This window comes from Luteibacter sp., from assembly GCF_036499525.1.
Taxonomy (GTDB): Bacteria; Pseudomonadota; Gammaproteobacteria; order Xanthomonadales; family Rhodanobacteraceae; genus Luteibacter.
This window is the reverse complement of the sequence record NZ_DASYDO010000081.1, coordinates 83,216-100,780: the sequence shown is the minus strand read 5'-3', so window position 1 is coordinate 100,780 and position 17,565 is coordinate 83,216. Positions and strand designations below refer to the sequence as shown.

The 17,565-nt window shown below is 65.7% G+C and carries 16 protein-coding genes and 1 pseudogene; 9 read left to right on the top strand and 8 right to left on the bottom strand.

Annotation, left to right across the window (positions count from 1 at the left end; translation table 11 throughout):
- The first annotated feature begins 247 nt into the window (after positions 1-247).
- Positions 248-1,105 carry a polyamine aminopropyltransferase gene (gene speE, locus VGM71_RS17515; RefSeq protein WP_331547551.1) on the top strand — a complete coding sequence of 286 codons (858 nt, stop codon included), beginning with the start codon at positions 248-250 and terminating at the stop codon, positions 1,103-1,105.
- Between the two features lie 145 nt (positions 1,106-1,250).
- Here the strand turns inward: speE and VGM71_RS17510 are convergent, their stop codons facing one another.
- Together VGM71_RS17510 and VGM71_RS17505 are read right to left on the bottom strand one after the other, a co-directional pair.
- Positions 1,251-2,285, bottom strand: a complete 1,035-nt coding sequence (locus VGM71_RS17510) for a hypothetical protein (RefSeq protein ID WP_331547549.1) — start codon at positions 2,283-2,285, stop codon at positions 1,251-1,253.
- Positions 2,286-2,368: 83 nt separating this feature from the next.
- Positions 2,369-3,217 carry a hypothetical protein gene (locus VGM71_RS17505; RefSeq protein WP_331547547.1) on the bottom strand — a complete coding sequence of 283 codons (849 nt, stop codon included), beginning with the start codon at positions 3,215-3,217 and terminating at the stop codon, positions 2,369-2,371.
- A gap of 539 nt (positions 3,218-3,756) precedes the next feature.
- Here VGM71_RS17505 and VGM71_RS17500 point away from each other — a divergent pair.
- From VGM71_RS17500 to VGM71_RS17480, 5 genes are all read left to right on the top strand, one after another.
- Entirely contained in the window at positions 3,757-3,954 is a 198-nt protein-coding gene (locus tag VGM71_RS17500; RefSeq protein ID WP_331547545.1) for an antitermination protein NusB, read from the top strand.
- A gap of 67 nt (positions 3,955-4,021) precedes the next feature.
- Complete coding sequence (locus tag VGM71_RS17495; RefSeq protein ID WP_331547543.1) at positions 4,022-4,654, top strand: ParA family protein; 633 nt, start codon at positions 4,022-4,024, stop codon at positions 4,652-4,654.
- A gap of 62 nt (positions 4,655-4,716) precedes the next feature.
- Positions 4,717-5,187 carry a histidine phosphatase family protein gene (locus VGM71_RS17490; protein WP_331547541.1) on the top strand — a complete coding sequence of 157 codons (471 nt, stop codon included), beginning with the start codon at positions 4,717-4,719 and terminating at the stop codon, positions 5,185-5,187.
- A 10-nt stretch (positions 5,188-5,197) separates the two neighbouring features.
- Positions 5,198-5,752, top strand: a complete 555-nt coding sequence (locus VGM71_RS17485; RefSeq protein ID WP_331547538.1) for a YceI family protein — start codon at positions 5,198-5,200, stop codon at positions 5,750-5,752.
- Positions 5,753-5,812: 60 nt separating this feature from the next.
- The gene (locus VGM71_RS17480) at positions 5,813-7,759 is read left to right on the top strand and encodes a phospholipase D family protein (RefSeq protein WP_331547536.1); all 1,947 of its coding nucleotides are present in this window, start codon (positions 5,813-5,815) and stop codon (positions 7,757-7,759) included.
- Positions 7,760-7,870: 111 nt separating this feature from the next.
- On the opposite strand, the gene VGM71_RS17475 is transcribed toward VGM71_RS17480, so the two are convergent.
- A complete protein-coding gene (locus tag VGM71_RS17475; RefSeq protein WP_331547534.1) occupies positions 7,871-8,431 on the bottom strand; it encodes an energy transducer TonB in 561 nt (186 codons plus the stop codon).
- Between the two features lie 3 nt (positions 8,432-8,434).
- Positions 8,435-9,721 (bottom strand): acetyl-CoA C-acetyltransferase, encoded by a 1,287-nt coding sequence (locus VGM71_RS17470; protein ID WP_331547532.1) that lies wholly within the window; start codon positions 9,719-9,721, stop codon positions 8,435-8,437.
- Positions 9,722-9,904: 183 nt separating this feature from the next.
- Here VGM71_RS17470 and VGM71_RS17465 point away from each other — a divergent pair, with 183 nt between their 5' ends.
- Together VGM71_RS17465 and VGM71_RS17460 are read left to right on the top strand one after the other, a co-directional pair.
- The gene (locus tag VGM71_RS17465; RefSeq protein ID WP_331547530.1) at positions 9,905-11,032 is read left to right on the top strand and encodes a hypothetical protein; all 1,128 of its coding nucleotides are present in this window, start codon (positions 9,905-9,907) and stop codon (positions 11,030-11,032) included.
- Between the two features lie 77 nt (positions 11,033-11,109).
- Positions 11,110-13,605 (top strand): EAL domain-containing protein, encoded by a 2,496-nt coding sequence (locus VGM71_RS17460; protein ID WP_331547528.1) that lies wholly within the window; start codon positions 11,110-11,112, stop codon positions 13,603-13,605.
- Positions 13,606-13,655: 50 nt separating this feature from the next.
- Here the strand turns inward: VGM71_RS17460 and VGM71_RS17455 are convergent, their stop codons facing one another.
- Genes VGM71_RS17455 through VGM71_RS17440 form a run of 4 tightly spaced genes read right to left on the bottom strand, consistent with a single transcriptional unit; the run spans position 13,656 to position 16,953 of the window.
- Positions 13,656-14,123: a GNAT family N-acetyltransferase gene (locus VGM71_RS17455; RefSeq protein ID WP_414675161.1), complete on the bottom strand. Its 468-nt coding sequence runs from the start codon at positions 14,121-14,123 to the stop codon at positions 13,656-13,658.
- The gene (ntrC, locus tag VGM71_RS17450; RefSeq protein ID WP_331547526.1) at positions 14,116-15,501 is read right to left on the bottom strand and encodes a nitrogen regulation protein NR(I); all 1,386 of its coding nucleotides are present in this window, start codon (positions 15,499-15,501) and stop codon (positions 14,116-14,118) included. The genes VGM71_RS17455 and ntrC overlap by 8 nt, the downstream gene beginning before the upstream one ends.
- On the bottom strand, positions 15,498-16,505 hold the full coding sequence (locus VGM71_RS17445; RefSeq protein WP_331547524.1) for a two-component system sensor histidine kinase NtrB: 1,008 nt from the start codon (positions 16,503-16,505) through the stop codon (positions 15,498-15,500). Before VGM71_RS17445 ends, ntrC begins: the two co-directional genes overlap by 4 nt.
- A gap of 58 nt (positions 16,506-16,563) precedes the next feature.
- A complete protein-coding gene (locus VGM71_RS17440; RefSeq protein ID WP_331547522.1) occupies positions 16,564-16,953 on the bottom strand; it encodes a hypothetical protein in 390 nt (129 codons plus the stop codon).
- 99 nt (positions 16,954-17,052) lie between these two features.
- Between VGM71_RS17440 and VGM71_RS17435 the strand changes: the two are divergent.
- Positions 17,053-17,370 (top strand): annotated as a pseudogene (locus VGM71_RS17435) (transposase); the annotation flags it as partial.
- Positions 17,371-17,565: the final 195 nt, after the last annotated feature.

Sequence of the window (17,565 nt, the reverse complement as noted above, 5' to 3'; positions counted from 1 at the left end):
ACCTTGACCTGAAGCGGGCCTGGTGGCCGGGAGCCTCGCACGCCGCGGGGCCGACCAGACGGGGTCTGCGTTTCCGGCCAGGCGGACGGCAGACCGCCTATTGTAGCGGTGCCTCATGACATCAGGGTATCGGCGGGCCATCTGTCAGACATCCCCTACCTGCGACCGGGCCAAGGACTTGGCCGCTTTCTGGCCCAGGGCGGTACAATCCACCGTTTAGCCCCCTACCCGTTTCCAGGAAAGCGTCATGTCGCAGCAGCAGCTCAGCTGGTTCACCGAAGCCCACCAGGCCTCGGGTTCCTCCATCGGTTTCCGCGTCGAGCGCCTGTTGCACGCCGAGAAAACGCCGTTCCAGACCATCGAGATCTACCAGACCACCGACTGGGGCAACCTCATGGTGATCGATGGCTGCGTGATGCTCACCGGCCGCGACAATTTCCTCTACCACGAGATGATGACCCACCCGGCGCTGTTCACCCACGCCCGCGCCAAGCGCGTGGTGATCATCGGTGGCGGCGACTGCGGCACGCTTCGCGAAGTGCTGAAGCATGAGGAAGTGGAGACGGCTACCCAGGTGGAGATCGACGAGCGCGTCACCCGTCTCGCCGAACAGTACTTCCCGGAACTGTGCGACGCCAACAACGACCCGCGCGCCGAACTGCTCTTCATCGATGGCATCAAGTACATGGCGGAAGCCGAGCCGGAATCGATCGATCTCATCATCGTCGACTCCACCGACCCGGTCGGTCCGGCCGAGGGCCTGTTCAACGCCGCCTTCTACGGCAGCTGCTACAAGGCCTTGCGCCATGGCGGCATCCTCGTGCAGCAGTCGGAGTCGCCGCTGGCGCACATCGAACTGATCAAGGCCATGCGTTCGGCCATGCGCACCTCGGGCTTCAAGGCCGTGCGCACCCTGCCGTTCCCGCAGCCGTGCTACCCCACCGGCTGGTGGAGCTGCACCATGGCGCGCAAGGATGGCGATCTGTCCGGCTTCCGCGAGCGCGGCGCCATCAGCAAGAACTTCGCCACGAAGTACTACAACGCCGACGTCCACAAGGGCGCGCTGGCGCAGCCGGAGTTCATGCGCGAGCAGCTGGGCGACTGATACCGACCTTGTAGGAGCGCGCCTTGCGCGCGACAGCTTTTCGCGCCAGTCCTGAAACTGGCGCGCCAGCTCCGGGTCACGGCCTCAACAGATGTCGCGCGCAGGGCGCGCTCCTACGGAAAGGCGCCCTCGTGGGGCGCCTTTTTTATTTTTCGACCGTTGCCGGCTGCCAGTCGGCCGGCGCTTCCGGCGGAATGCCATAAGCGCGTAGCGAAGCCAGGATCACGCTCATTTCCGTGCCGCCGCTTCGGGCCAGGGCGAGCAGCTTCTGCGCCGTGGCCTTGTCGCCCTGGGCCTGGATGTTGAGCTGGGCGAAGCGCTGCATCTGCCAGATCAGGTTGAGACGGGCGTGCTTCGCATCGGCCTGGTCGGTGTCGTTAGGCGACAGCGTCTCGCGCAGGTGCAGGCCAAGCGAACGGCCCAGCGGGCTGCTGCCCCATTCCAACACTTTCGCCAGCTTCAGGCAGTCGCCGACGACGGCGGCGTCCGCCTTGTTGTCCTCGCAATACTTCGCCGTGGCCTGGAAGCCGGGGGTTGGCTGCGCGCTGGCCAGCCCGAACACGATCACCATCTGCACCCCGGCTGCGCCGGCGCCCTGCAGTGCATTGAAGGTATCCGCCGGCGGCGGCAGCTGGCTTACCGACCTGGCCAGCGCCTTCAGGCTGGCGCCCAGGTAATCGTCGTACAGCTTTGCGTTCGCGGCGCGGCCGAGGTCGGCGCGGACGGCATCGCTCGCGTTCGCGTGTTCGTCCATGCCCAGCTTCAGCAACCACACCGCGGCGTTGTCCGGCGCCTGCTTCTCCAGCTGGGCCAGCGCGTCTGCGTTCGGGCAGGCGCCGCCCTTCGTGTCGCAATCGGCCAGTCGCGCCCAAGCCACCTGTGGACCGGCATCGGCATTCCGCGACGCGCGTTCCAGGAGGGAGTGATAAGTGAGCACGTCCGGAGGGTTGGCCAGCGGTCGGGCCAGCAACGTGGCGCCGAGCAGCGGCTCGGCCTCGGTCCGCAGGGCGAGAACGCTGGCAAGGTCCTTCTGGAATTGCAGCAGCGCCCTGGTCTGGTCTTTCTGTACGACCGGACCCTTGCCCGCACCCTTGGCGGCACCGGGCCACGGACCGTCGGCCAGGGCGGGCAGGGACAGCAGGCTCGCCAGGGCCAGGACTGCGATGCAGCGTCCGCGCATGGGCCATCTCCGTGAAATAAAGCGACAAGGATACGGTTCTTCCATGAACGGAAGCTGGGCCATTCGACCCGGATCCTCGCCTTTTACTTCTGCCGGCACTGACCGCCCCTGCAGGCTCCTGTCGCGGATCGGTGCCGGTGTTCATCGCTGGCCCGTCCTTCGAGCGCAGGATAGGTGTATTCCAAAAGCCGGGTCTGGTCGACGGGCGAATGCACGACGGCGGCCACCCTCTGTTGCCGCTCATCCGCTACTAGCACCGGTCCTCCGCTGTTGCCACTCCCCAGTCCACAGTTGGAAAGCCTGATGCCACCGACCGATCCCGTGGCGGTGGTGCTTTCGCATCCATACTGCTCCGCTCCCGAGTACGGACCGGCACCGGGATAGCCTACGACCCTCATTTTGGGAAACAGCACGGCGTCGTGCGTGATGAGCGGTACAAATCCTTCACCCACTACATCCTCGATGGGCCGGCCCAACTGGTCGAATACACCCGCAATCGCCAGATCGTATTCCGCGCGTAATAGATAAAATGGATTCACCTCAGCAATAGCTGGTACATAGACACGCGTGACCGGCCAGAGGCCGAACGGCGCGCGCTGTTCATCAGACAATCCGCGCGTGCCGTCGTAGGCGGGAACGAAGAGCGGGTATTCCTGCCAGACGATCGGAGATTGACCCGTAACGGAAACCACGCAATGGGCCGCCGTGACCAGAAGGCTGCGGCTTCGCGACCGCACCACACTGGCGGTGCAATGGCCGTCCTTGTTGCCGTTGGGATCGTGAAAGAACAATTCGCCGGTTATCCGGCCGACCGGATCGTCCTGGTACGGTGACGGAACCGGTGCATAGCCATTTTCATCGCCGCCGGGGGTGATGGGTGGCTCCGCAGGCATGGATACGGTGCCGCCGTCCAATCGTTCGGCTGTCTTCATCCTCTCCGGTGTCCAGTAAAACAATGTGCGCACGCGATCCTGCCAAGGGCCGGCGGTTGCCCCTTCCACGTGGTGTCTGGTCTTCAGCTGCTCAGCCGAAGCGGATGACGAAGCCGGCAAGAGCGTGGAGCAGCACGCCAGCAGTGCAGACCCGGCAGCGCATGAAAAACGTGTAACAGACAGGAGCCTCATTAGCCTCTCCCTGGATAACCCGAGCGGGCCCGAACGGTCCCTAGGGGGTATCGATCCTTGAAATGATCGCGGCCGAACATCTCGGCCGATCTCAGGCTATAGGGATGCGTAACGGCCGGCAACCGCATGGCCGCACCCGTTCTGGCGGTGCGGCCGGGACATACGCGACGGCTGCCGCAAAAACGTGCTCTTCGACAAGCAGGACATTCGAGGGAAACAGGCGTTCCTGCCCACAAAGCAGCCATGGCTGTCGCGAGCTCGGTTAATATCGGAAAGGGAAAGGACGTCCCACCCGTTGACCTGGATCGACCGAACCAACCAATCCTGCGACAGAACAGGAGCTTACCGTGGACCAATTCGTCCTCTTCGCCAGCGATCGCGCTGTCTTCTTCGTCGGCTGGGGCACGCTCTCGCTGATCAACGCCGGTCTTGCCCAGGGTAAAAACCGCAGTGGTCTCATCTGGTGGATCGTTTCGCTGTTCCTCGGCCCCCTCGCCACCTTCATCCTGGTCGTGATGCCCAAGGTGCGCGCCAAGCTTTTCTGAAGAGCGGACTTGGCCGCTTGCTCCCGGGGTGTGTAGGCTAGGGCTCTCCCAAGGCAGGTGCGCGCGAATGCTTACGACGCTCGTGGCAAGCAGCAAGGGCGGTTGCGGAAAGACCACGCTGGTGACCCAGCTCGCAACCCATTGGGCGCAGGCCGGAAAGCCGACGGCCGTGATCGACGCGGATCGCCAGCACTCCAGCCTGCGCTGGGTCGGCCGACGACCGGAAAACGCCCCCGCCATCACCGCCATCGAGGGCAGCCGCCGCGCCTTCGACCGCCTGCCCGGCGATGTGGAGCGGGTGATCGTGGATACGCCCGCCGGCGTGGACGAAAAAGACCTCGAGCCGTACCTCGAGCGCGCGGACGTGATCATCGTGCCCGTGCTGCCCTCGCACTTCGACCTGGACGCCACGCTCGACTTCCTGAAGGTGCTCAAGGGGTTCAGCCGGGTGAAGCGCGGCAAGCTCCCCGTGGGGCTGGTGGGGAACCGGCTCAAACCGTGGACCAACGCAAGCCAGTCGGCACTCGCCGAACTGGGCGAGCGCGCCCCTTTTCCCGTCGTCGCGGAACTTCGCGACTCGCAAGCGTACGTCTTGCTCACGGCGCTCGGTAAGGGCATCTTCGACTACCACTCGGAAAACGTACGCGGGCACCAGGACGACTGGGCGAAACTGCTGCGCTGGATCAAGCGCAGTACCTAGAGCCGGATGGGACGCGTCATCGATCACGCCACCGAAGGTGGCCTTGCGGAGAGACGGTACCCATGCACGAACTCATCCTGTTACGCCACGCCGAAGCCACCCCGCACGGCAAAGACGGCAAGGACGACCGCGAGCGAAGCCTGACCGAACACGGCCGCAGCGAAGCCCGCGCCGCCGGCGAATGGCTTTCCGAACACCGGATCGGCTACGACCGCGTCCTCTGCTCCCCCTCTGAACGCACCAAAGAAACCGCCGCCCTCGCCCTGGGCCAGGTGGAACCCGATTACGAAGACCGGATCTACGACGCCACCGTCGGCGAGCTCTACGACGTGCTGGACAAGAACTGGGACGCCGAGAGAGTGGTCCTGGTCGGTCACAATCCTGGCATCGAACAACTGGTAGCGTTCCTCGTCGAAGGTCGCTCCGAGGACTATCGGGGCATGCCCCCGGGCGGAATCGCGCGTATCCAGTTCGACGGCGCGCTGAGCCCCGGCGTGGGCAAACTCACGGTTTTCTGGTCCCCCCCGAACTGAGCCTGCTTGAATGCGCCACTTGCTGTCGGCGATCGTCGTACTCCTTGCGGCGACGCCCCTGTCCGCCGCCGACCTCCGCATCGACCCGGTGCGCTCGCGCGCGGAATTCAGCGTCCGCCTGCTCTGGGTCAGCACGGTCACCGGCAGCTTCGAGGGCATTCGTGGGCAACTCGCCATCGATCCGGCGAAGCACACGGCGGTCGTCAGCGCCGACATCGATAGCGCCAGCGTGCGCATGGACTCCGCCCGGTTTCGTCGCTGGGTGCTCGCGCCTGAGTTCTTCGACGCCAACCGCCATCCGCAGATCCACTTCGAGTCGTCGCCCCTCGCCCTGCAACTGCTAAGCGAGGGCGGCGACGTGGCGGGCCGGCTCACCATGCGCGGCGTGACCCAGCCGGTGACCTTCCGCCTCGCGCCGACCCATTGTCCGCCCCAGGCCCTGAGCGGCTGCGTGCTCCAGCTGAAAGGCAGCATCGACCGCACTGACTTCGAGATGCGCGGCCGTCGCGGCGCCTTGTCGGACCGGGTGAACCTGGGCATGGCGATTGTCCTGACAGCCCCCTGAGGTGGTTCGCAAGCCCCGAAACTCACGTGGCGTTGCGACTCGTCACCTATGATCGGCGGCATGCTCCGCCTCCTTACGATCCTTTTTATCGCCGCCACGCTCACCACAAGCGGCTGTTCGCTCTCTAGGGCGCGCATCCAGAAGGCCGACGCGGTCGTCGCCCTCACGGTGGACCGGCAGGAAACCTGCGATCCCGCCGACGCCAGCCATTGCGCCACGCCCTCGCCATTGATCGACGCCGCGCTCGAGGCCGACGCGGCCTCCACGGACGCGAAGCCCGTGCACGTGGCCACCCTGCTCGAGGACGGGGAGAGTGCCATGGCCGCGCGCATCAACCTCATCCACGCGGCCAGGAAGAGCATCGACATCCAGACCTATATCTGGGAGCAGGACGATGCCGGCAAGCTCGTGCTCGACGAACTGGTGCGCGCCGCGCGCCGTGGCGTCCACGTACGCATCCTGGCGGACCAGCTGTTCTCCTTCAGCGACCCCGGCCTGCTCGCCGCCCTGGCACGCGCCAGCGACCGCATGGAGATCCGCCTCTACAACCCGACCTTCCATAGCGCACGCACGCCACCGCTGGAATTCGCGGCCGGCGTGCTGTGCTGCTTTTACAAGTTCAACCAGCGCATGCACAACAAGCTGCTGGTCGTGGACGACCTCATCGGCATCACCGGGGGGCGCAACTACGAGGATCGCTACTTCGACTGGGACGGCAGCTTCGACTACGTGGACCGCGACGTGATGGTGGGTGGCCCGGCGGCGAAGGCGATGGGCGCCAGCTTCGAGCAGTTCTGGACGCACAAGCGCTCCGCGCCGCTCACCCACCTGCGTGATGTGAACCGGGAACTCCTGGCCGATACCGACGATCCGCGGCATTGGGATCCGCCGCGCTACGAACATCCCGACCGCGTCGCCCAGATGGTTGCCGATGCGGCGGACCCCACGTGGATCGAAGAACACATCGTGCGCGCCAGCCTGCGCTTGAACCGGGTGGAGTACCTGTCGGACCTGCCCGGCAAGACAGACGAGCCGAAGCGGCGCGAAGTCCGTGCCCTCACCCGGCACATCATTGGCCTGCTGCGGAACGCGAAGAGTGAGATCGTGCTGCAGACGCCCTACCTCGTGATGAGCAAGCCGGCGCAGAAGATCTTCAGCCGATTGCGCGAGCGACCGACGCCGCCGCGCGTGGTGGTCTCGACCAACTCGCTGGCTTCCACCGACGCGTTCGCCGTGTATGCGCTCTCGTACAAGCACCGCAAGCGCTACCTCACCGACTACGGTTTCGAGATCTACGAGCTGAAGCCGCATCCGTTCAATGCCGACCCCGAGACGCTCGAGGGACGCCCCGGAGGCATCGCCACACCGGCAGTGGAGGATTCCATCGCAGGGCCGCCCGTTGGCTCGCACGGAAGCGGACGAGGGCGTCGCTCCGGTGCCGAGAGTGCCGGACCACCGTCGGAATCGTCCGGCTTCCTCGGCATGGGCAGCCGCGCCAGCCGTGGCCCACGCAACCGGCCCGCTCCGTTGCTGACGGCGGGCGTGCGCTTCGGACTGCACGCGAAGTCCATCGTGGTCGACGACACCTTCGCCATGGTGGGCACGCACAATTTCGATCCACGGTCGGACCACTACAACACCGAGTCCGGCGTGATCGTGTACGACAAGCGCTTCGCCGACCGGCTGCGCGATTCGATCATGCAGGACATCCAGCCCGGCAACGCCTGGGTGATCGCGCCGAGGCAGAAGAAGGTGCCGGTGCTGTCGTCGATCAACGAGTTCATCGGCGACGTGTCGGAGCGCCTGCCATTCTTCGACCTGTGGCCGTTCCGTTATGCCACCAGCTACGAGCTCAAGCCCGGCTGCATCCCGATGCGCTGGACCGACCCGCGGTTCTTCGAATGTTACGAGCCGGTGGGCGACTTCCCGGAGGTGAACGTGTCGCTGAAGCTGATCTACACCCGGATGATCACGGCGTTCGGCAGCTCGGCAGCCGGCATCCTGTAGAAGCGCGCCCTGCGCGCGACAGCTTCTCGCGATGAGCAACAGGCCCTGTTGCTTACGGCCTCAAAACATGTCGCGCGCAGGGCGCGCTCCTACCTGAAGGGTGGGGTCCCTTCAGTCCGTTCGGGTCAGCTGGAAATTCACCGGCAGGTCGGCCGTGTAACGCGCTGGACGGTCGTCCGCAGCGGCGAAGCGCCAGCCGCGTACGGCTTCCTCCGCCGCCCTGTCCAGCGATTCGTCGCCGCTGGACCGGCCCACGGAGACACGGGTGACATCGCCGTCCGGCGTGACCGTCACACTGAGCACCACCCGCCCTTCGCGCTGCGCACGCAAGGCAGCTATCGGATACCGAGGCGACGGCATGTACACAGGCACCAGCTCCGCCGGCGTCGGCGTCGGCGCCGGTGCCGCAGCCGCCTTGCTCCGGCTCTGCGTGGGAGCCGCTTCAGCGACGATACGCGACGCAGCACGAGGCACCATCGCCCCGCGCGAAGGCGCCACAGACGAAACTGTCCTGGAAACCAGCGCCGGTGCAGCCGTCGGCAACGTCACCTCGGCCAGCCCACGTGTCTTCGGCGCTCGCTCGTAGGTAAGGGCGGTAAGCCAGCTGGTGCCCGCGATACCGAGCAGCAAGGCCAGCGCGCTGAGCGATGTACTGCTACGTAAGGCGGCCATCGGTCAGGGACGTTCGAGGATCGCCGTGACGCCCATGCCACCCGCCGTGCAGATGGAGATCAGGCCGCGGCCCGAGCCCTTCCGCTCCAGCATCTTGGCCAGCGTGGCGACGATGCGCGCACCGGTCGCCGCGAACGGATGGCCGGAGGCGAGGCTGGAACCGTTGACGTTGAGCTTCGCCGGATCGATCGATCCCAGCGCGGCATCGAGGCCAAGCCGGTTGCGGCAGTAATCGTCGCTTTCCCAGGCACGCAGCGTGCAGAGCACCTGGGCGGCGAAGGCTTCGTGGATCTCGTAGTAATCGAAATCCTGCAGCGTGAGCCCGGCCTGCTTGAGCATGCGCGGCACGGCGATGGTCGGCGCCATGAGCAGGCCCTCGCCATGGACGAAATCCACCGCCGCGACCTGTGCGTGCGTGATGTAAGCCTGGATCGAGAGCCCGCGCGCGGCCGCCCACTCGTCGCTACCCAGCAGCACGGCAGCGGCGCCATCGGACAGCCCCGTGGAGTTGCCCGCGGTGAGCGTGCCCTGGCCGGAGGTCTTGTCGAAGGCCGGCTTCAGCGCGCCCAGCTTTTCCAGTGTGGAATCCGGGCGCAGGAAACCGTCGCGCTTCAGGCCGCGGAACGGCACCACCAGATCGTTGAAGAATCCGGCGTCATAGGCGGCCGCCAGCTTGACGTGGCTGGCAAGAGCCAGTTCGTCCTGCTCCAGCCGGCCGATCTTCCATTCCTTCGCCATCGACTCGCAATGGTCGCCCATCGACTTGCCCGTGCGCGGCTCGGCCACGCCCGGGAAGGAAGGCTTCAGTTCCTTGAACGAAAAGCCGCGGGTGGCGATCTGCAGCTTTTCCTTCAGCGTCTTCGCGCGGTTCATCGCCAGCAGGCGCTTGCGCAGCTTCTGGCCGTAGACGATGGGGACATCGCTGGTGGTGTCCGAGCCGCCGGCGATGCCCGCGTCGATCTGCCCGGTGGCGATCTTGTTCGCGATGATGATGGCGTTATCGAGCGAGGTGCCGCAGGCCCGCGCCGTGGTGATGCCGGGCGTGGTGGGCGCCAGCCCCGAGGACAGCACCGCTTCGCGAGCGAGGTTCCAGTCGGACGAGTGCTTGATGACGGCGCCCATGGCCACTTCGCCCAACTCGGCGCCATGCAGCCCGAACTTCTCCACCAACGCCCCAAGGACCTTGACTGACATCCCGAAGTTGCCGACGTCGGCATAGGCGGTGTTGTTGCGGCAGAAGGGAATGCGGACACCGCCGACCACACCCACGCGCTTTTGCGTCTTTTCCATGCTTGAGAAACTGTCCAGGCCGAGGGATGCCCGCGGGCAGCCGCATTGCGAAGAAGGGATCGCGGACGCCGACGATCGCCGACGAACACGTATCGGCAAGGCTAACCCGCATCCCCGCCCGGCGAAAGCCCGATCCGGGCGGATGATAGAATCGTGTTCCTTTGCCGTTCGGAAAAACCTGCCGTGAACGAGTCGCTGATCGCCTGCCCCGCCGTCCTGGCGCTGGAACTGGCCGGGGGCGGCTCGCCCGATCGGCTGGAACTCACGCGGGACGAGGCCCAGACGCTCGCATCCCTCATGGCCAACGACCTGCGTCCCCTCCTTCCGGGCATCGAGACGGCACGACTGGCCGTGGCCGGCGCCATGTTCGACGGCGTGGAGCTGCTGCGACCCGGTTTTCCCGTGTTCGCCACGCTGGAAGAACTGGCCCGACGCATCCCGCGTGTCGCCGGCGCCAGTGGCGTCGTGGCCTTCGGCACGCATGAAGGCCACATGCCGGCCCAGCCCCTGGTGCCCGATCCGGCCTACGTCGGCGGCCCCATGCGCCTGATCCCCTGGATGCTGCTGGCGCCAGCCGACCAGGCCGAGGACCTGGCCAGCGGTATGGAAGTGGAGTTGGTAGGACGCGGCGAAGCCGGCACGGCCACGGCGGATTTCCTCATGCGTACCCTCGGCATGCGGCTGGAGCATGCGCGATATCTCAGCCGCAACGACGTCCTCGCCCTTACCTGCGTGCAATACGAGCACGTCAACCTGGCCCCGTTGTGGACCGTGCTCGAGTCCGCCCTGCTCACCCCATACAAAGACGAGACCGCGCTCGGTTCGCGCGGCCTGCCCCTGCACTACGCCGACGGCCGCGTGGGCATTCCGGGCCCGGCGGCGTGGTTCGCCCGCGCCGGAAGCCGGGGCAACGATGCCGCCCACGAATTCGCCGGGACGCTTTTCGAACTGCGCCAGTACGCCGCGCTGCTGGCCGCGCACCACGTGCCGCTGCACCTCGAAGGCGAGCCGGCACAGACCGCCGGCTACCTGATCGAGCCGATGGCGGAAGCCGATCCCGACCTGCCGCCGCCCGCGCTGTACGCCCACGAGGCGGCCGGTCTGGGGATGGCCGCGATCACGGTCGCGCAGCCCGCGCCCGGCAAGGCCCGCGTGCTCGCCCATGGTTACCCGCTGGCGCCGGATGCGCTGGCACCGTTGCTCGACGCCATGGTGGAACGCTATGACGCCACTGCGGAAATCCACGCGCTGGGCAAGGTGCTGCTCGACGCCGAGGGCAAGTTGTCGGCCCCGGCGCCCGTGGTGCATTGAGACACTTTTCACGAATCGTTCGATGTACGCGGCGGGACTGACGAATTAGAGTGGGGTCACGTCACCCTGGCGGTTGCATGCGCTCCTCCATTCCCCCTACGAACGACTCATCTTCCGACTGGTCCGCTTACCTCATGGAGCGCGCACCGGCGATGATCGCGTACGTCGACACGACGATGCGCTATCGCTATGCGAGCCCGGCGTACCTTGCCTGGATAAATGTCCGCGACACCGACGTGGTCGGGCGGCGCATGGCGGAGGTGATCGACCCCATCCTCTATGCGCGGATCGAACACGACATCCGCGCGGCGCTCAGCGGCACCGTCATGGTCGCCGACCGCAGCATCCGCAACGGCGTGGGCGACCACTACGCCCAGGCGACGTTCTCGCCCGATCTCGACGACGACGGGAACGTGCGCGGCCTTGTCATCCTGCTGGCCGACATCTCGAGCCGCCGCGTGCTCGAGGCCCGGCTGAAGGAAAGCGAGCGGCGCTTCTCGCAAGCCTTTCGCTATGCCGCCATCGGCATGGCCCTGGTGCTGCCCGACGGACGCTGGCTGCAGGTGAACAGGGCACTGTGCGCCATGCTCGGCCACGGGGAAGAGTCGCTGATGGCCACCTCGTTCCAGCAGATCACCCATCCCGACGATCTGGCCGCCGACCTCGGTTACGTGACCCACCTGCTGTCCGGCGAGCGCCTCTCGTACCAGATGGAGAAGCGCTACCTGCATCGCGACGGCCACGTCGTGCATGTGCAGCTCAGCGTGTCGCTGGTGCGCGACGAGCACGGCGAGCCGCTGTACTTCATCTCGCAGATGCAGGACATCAGCGAGCGCAAGGCCTTCGAGGATGCCCTGTTCCGCGAACGCGAGCTGGCCGAGGTCACGCTGAAGTCCATCGGCGACGCGGTCATCACCACCGACACGCAGCTCAACATCACATCGCTCAATCCCATCGCCGAAGCCATGACCGGCTGGTCGCACCACGAGGCCGTCGGCCGGCCGATGGACGATATCTTCCAGCTTCGCGATCCGCTCACCCGCCGGCCGATTCCGAACCCGCTGATCATGGCGGTGAACAAGAACAGCATCGTCGGCCTCACGACCGACGCCATCCTCATCCATCGCAACGGCTTCGACAGTCCCATCGAGGATTCCGCCGCACCCATCCACGACCATGCCGGCAACGTGGTGGGCGGCGTGGTGGTGTTCCATGACGTGAGCGAAACGCGCGCGCTGGCGCTGAAGATGGCGCATCTTGCGCACCACGACACGCTCACGGGCTTGCCCAACCGCGCCCTGCTTACCTCGCGCATGGAATTCGCCGTCACCGCGGCCGCACGGCGTAACCAGCGCGTCGCGCTGCTCTTCGTCGACGTCGACCACTTCAAGCAGATCAACGACTCGCTGGGCCATGCCGCCGGCGACGCCCTGCTCCAGGAGTTGGCGCGTCGCATCCGCGGCGCCGTGTGCGCCGACGACACCGTGAGCCGCCTGGGCGGCGATGAATTCGTGGTGCTGCTGCCGCATATCGACGGCCCGGGCGATGCCAGCGCCGTGGGCGAGAAAGTGCTGGCCGCATGTAGCCAGGCCGTGGGCGTGGGGCCCGACGCCTCGGCGCTCACCATCAGCTTCAGCATCGGCATCAGCGTGTACCCGGATGATGCCGAGGACGCCGAGTCGCTCCTGCGCAATGCCGATACCGCCATGTATGAAGCGAAGATGCAGGGCCGCAACGGCTACCGCTTCTTCAATCCGAGCATGAACGAGCGCAACACCGCCCGTGTGCGCATCGAGGTGGAACTGCGCAAGGCCCTCGCACGCAACGAATTGAGCCTGCACTACCAGCCCAAGGTGGATGTGGAACTGGGCGCCATCGTCGGCGCCGAGGCCCTGCTGCGCTGGCAGGTGGATGGCGAGGACGTCTACTCGCCCGAGCAGTTCATTCCCGTGGCGGAGGATTGCGGCCTGATCGTGCCCATTGGCGAATGGGCACTGCGCGAGGCATGCCGGCAGGCGGAAGCGTGGACGCGACTTTACCGGCCGCTTTCCGTGTCGGTCAACGTGTCCGCCCTGCAGTTCCAGCACACGCGGTTCTATGAGTCCTTACGCGCGATCCTCGCCGAGACCGGCATGCACCCCACGCTGCTGGAGCTCGAACTCACCGAGCGCACCGTGATGGAAGGCGGCGACCACATCGCCGGACTGCTGCGCAACATCAAGTCACTGGGGGTGGCCCTCAGCCTCGACGACTTCGGCACCGGCTATTGCAGCCTGTCGTACCTGAAGCACTTCCCCATCGACATCCTGAAAATCGATCGCGCCTTCATCCGCGACGTCGCCTGGGACAACGACAGCGGCGCCATCGTCAGCGCCATCGTGACGATGGGCAAAGGCATGAACAAACAGGTGCTGGCCGAAGGCGTGGAAAACGCCGAACAGGCGGCGTTCCTGAGCTCCACCGGCTGTTCCCAGATGCAGGGCTTCCTCTTCGGCAAACCCATGACCGCCCGCGAATTCGAAGAGCGCATCTCCGTCGTCGACATGGGCGACCCGACTGTCGCCGTCGACTGAGCCCCTCGGGGAGGAGCCAGCGCCCGGTGGGAGCCGACCCTGTCGGCGATTCAATCTTGCAGCGGCGCCTCATACATGAAGTAGTGACACCGCTCCATCCCAAGCCCCGAGTAGGTCGCCTGCGCCCGCTCGTTCTCCAACTCCACATAAAGCCGAAGCCCCACCGCCCCGGCCCCTTCCGCCATCGCCTTCACGTGCGCATACATCCCACGGAACGCACCGGAACGCCGCGCTTCGGGAGCGACATACACGCTCTGTACCCACCAGAAATCCCCACAGCGCCAGTCGCTCCATTCATAAGTGACGAGCAGACAGCCAACGGCAACACCATCAAGCTCCGCCACGAGATAAAAACCCCGCCGCGGCTCGTCAAATACAGCCCGCACACCGCGCCCGATGGTGTCGGGATCGAGCGTCTTACGCTCCGTCTCCCAAGCCATGGCGATATTCCAGCGAGCAATGGCTCCGGCATCCTGCTCAGCCGCGCGACGAATCTCCAGTGACATGACGTTATCCATTCGAAGGCCGCCGCTTGCGCGACGCGCCGAGTTTACGGGTAAGGGTGTTGCGGCCGACGCCAAGGGCAGCGGCCGCATTCTGCCGGTGACCATCATTGGCGATCAGCGCGACTTGCAGCAAGGTTTTATCCAGCGCCTCGCGAGCGCGGGAGTGGATGTCCGGCTCGCCCTGGGCCAAGGCGTCCTGCGCCCATAGGCGCAAGGCTTCCGTCCATTCGGTGCCACGCGGTTGCCCTGTCGAAAGACCGCCGAGATCGCCCGCCTGGATTTCCCCGCCGGGTGCGATGACGGCGAGCCTGCGGCAGAGGTTTTCCAGCTCGCGCACATTGCCGGGATATTCGCGCTGTTCGAGCAGCTTCATCGCGCCACGGGAGAAACGCTTCGGCGGCAGGTTCAGCTCGGTCGCTGCCTGGGTGAGGAAGTGTTTCGCCAGCAGGGGAATATCGTCGCGGCGGTCACGCAGGGGCGGAAGCCCGATGTGCACCACATCGAGGCGGTGCTTCAGATCGGCGCGGAATTGGCCGGCCGCCACGCGCGCTTCGAGGTCCTGGTGCGTGGCCGCAATGATGCGCACGTTGCTGCGTATCGGTTCGCGACCGCCCACCCGATAGAACTCGCCTCCGGCAAGCACGCGCAGCAGACGCGCCTGCAAGGCCATCGGCATGTCCCCGACCTCGTCGAGGAAGAGCGTGCCACCTTCGGCCTGCTCGTAGCGTCCCGCATGGCGGCGCGTGGCGCCCGTCAATGCGCCGGCCTCGTGGCCGAACAGCTCGCTCTCCAGCAGTTCTGCGGGAATCGCCGCCGTGTTGAGCGTCACGTAAGGTTTCCCGCCTCGCGCGCTTTCATCATGGAGCGCGCGCGCCACGAGCTTCTTGCCCGTACCCGTCTCGCCCGTGACCAACACATTGAGGTCGGTAGCGGCCACACGCCCTATAAGCCGGAACACCTCGCGCATCGCTGCGCTTTCGCCCAGCAACGCATGGGTTTCCGCACGCGTCGCCGGCACGACGACTTCTTCGCGCGCAGCGGCAAGCGCACGTTCCACGGCATGCACGGCCAGATCGAGATCGAAAGGCTTTGCGATGTAATCCGCCGCACCGGCGCGATACGCCGCAGCCGTGGTCGCTACATCGGTATAGGCGCTCATCACGATGACCGGGCCGATGTTGCGACGGGTCAGGTATTCAAGCAGGTGCAGGCCATCCTCGCCGGGCATGCGCACATCCGTAACGAGCAGGTCAGGACGCCCTTCCGCCAGCGCAGCGCGCACCGCGTCGCCCGCGCTGAACTCACGTACGTCATGGCCCGCGTCGCGCAGAGCCTCGGCAAGCACGAAGCGCACGCCACGATCGTCTTCGGCGATCCATATCTCGGTCATGGGCGTTCCATCGGGAGGTACAGGGAGAAGGTCGTCTCGCCGGGGTAGCTGGTGTAGCGGAGGTCGCCGCCGTGTTCGAGGGCGATTTCCCGGGAGAGGGCGAGGCCCAGGCCGGTGCCATCGGGTCGTCCCGACACCAGTGGCTGGAAGACGGTGTCACGCAGGTATTCCGGCACGCCCTGGCCGTCGTCTACGACGTCTACCCGAAGGGCGGCCCGTATGATGCGGTCGCCGAGGCGGACGGCGTGTTCGACTCGCGTGCGCAGGGTGATGGTTTGGGCACTTGCCTGGCTGGCGTTGCGGGTGAGGTTCAGCAGGATCTGGAGGAGGCGGTCGGTGTCGCCGAGGATGTCCGGCAGGCTGGGGTCGTAGTCGTGGCGAACGCGCGGTGCTTCCGCTTCGGCGGTAACGAGGCCCTCCAGACGTTCGAGGAGTTCGTGGACGTTGACCGGCGCGATCCGCGCCGCGCCGCCATGTCGTAGCAGGTCGTCGGCCAGGGCTGCGAGGCGGTCGGCTTCGGCGATGACCATGGTGGCGAGCCGGCGTAAGTCGTCGTCGCCTACCCGGCGTTCCAGTAGCTGGGCTGCTCCGCGAAGGCCCGCGAGTGGGTTCTTTACCTCGTGGGCGAAGCCGCGAAGGGTGGCGGATAGCGGGGTACCCGTGGGAGCCAGATCGGAGGCGAGTGGATGGACTTCGACCAGGATCTGGTTCTCGTCAGTTGGCTGCATGGAGACGTCAGCCGTCAGTTCACGGCCTCGTCCGACGCCGAAGCTGGCGCCTCTCAGACTGAAGGCGCGCTGCTCCGTCAACGTCCGTTCCAGACGGGAAGCCAGTGCAGGGTTTCGCATCAAGGCGGCCAGATCCTGGCTCATCGCCGTTCGCGGGCCTACGCCGAGTATCTCGGCCAGGGCTGGGTTGAGCCAGAGCACGCGGCCGGTCGGATCAAGCAGGGTAAGGCCTGTGCCTAGGAGCGTCAGGAGGTCGGCTTGATTGGGGGCGGGCATTGCACCAATGTAGGGATTTTACGGGGTGGGTGCAATTTGGTCGCGGGCGCTGGAGTGGTCAAGACTGAATCGCCCTTGAAGGCAATGCGGGTTCCGGATCGGCGTTGACCGTGCTCGACGGCACTGGGCAGCGTCGTCTTGGCTTCATACTGGGATTCCCTTGTTTCATGCTTCCGAGAGCTTCGACCCCGCCTACATCTAGGTTGCGTCGCCAGACCACCACCTGGTTGGGATTGCGGATGTCATAGACCGCCACTTGACGGCTCGATAGCTGTTCACGATCCTGATGGGACAGCACCTGCAGCTTGAATTCCGTGCTGTATGCGCTGCGTTTGGGACGCAACGCATCGACGCCATGCAGGCGGTAATGGCTCACCCAGGTGCGGATCTTCTCCTCGGGCACCAACCAACGCCGCGCCAACAACTTCGCACCGCCTTCACCGGCCAAAAGCTTTTGACTACCTTGAGCTTGAACTCTGTTTCGTACTTTGCCATGAAACCCCTTGAAGTTCGTCCAACTTCTGGGGGTCAGTTCAAACCCGGGGCGGTTCACTTCGGCGATGCCGGCTACATCGGCGCATCCCGTTACGCGCCCGAGTGCACACACCAGTGGCATATCGCAGCCAAGCGCGGTTCGGTGAAGGCGATTGAGGACAAGGTTTTGCGTGAACTGACCGAGCAAATCGAGCACATCAAGGCATCGATCCGCGTCGCCGTCGAACACCCCTTCCGGGTCATCAAGCGACAGTTCGGTCACGTCAAAGCGCGCTATCTTGGCCTGGCGAAAACGGGGCACAAAATGCAGACGCTGTTCGCCCTGGGCAATCTGTGGATGGCACGCAAATGTCTCTTGCACGCAGGGTAAATCCGTCTGGCGGATGCGCTCAGGCGCTTTCGCCCGACGTAATCACGGAGAAATCCGTCTTTTTCACACGTTACGACAGCGCGATCGAGCGCCAGACAGTATCTGATACAGGGGGGGCGCCGTGGCGAGCGTTGATCAGATGATCCCTAGCGCACGCTGCGGCGGAGCGCGAACGGGAGGAAAGGGCAAAGTCCG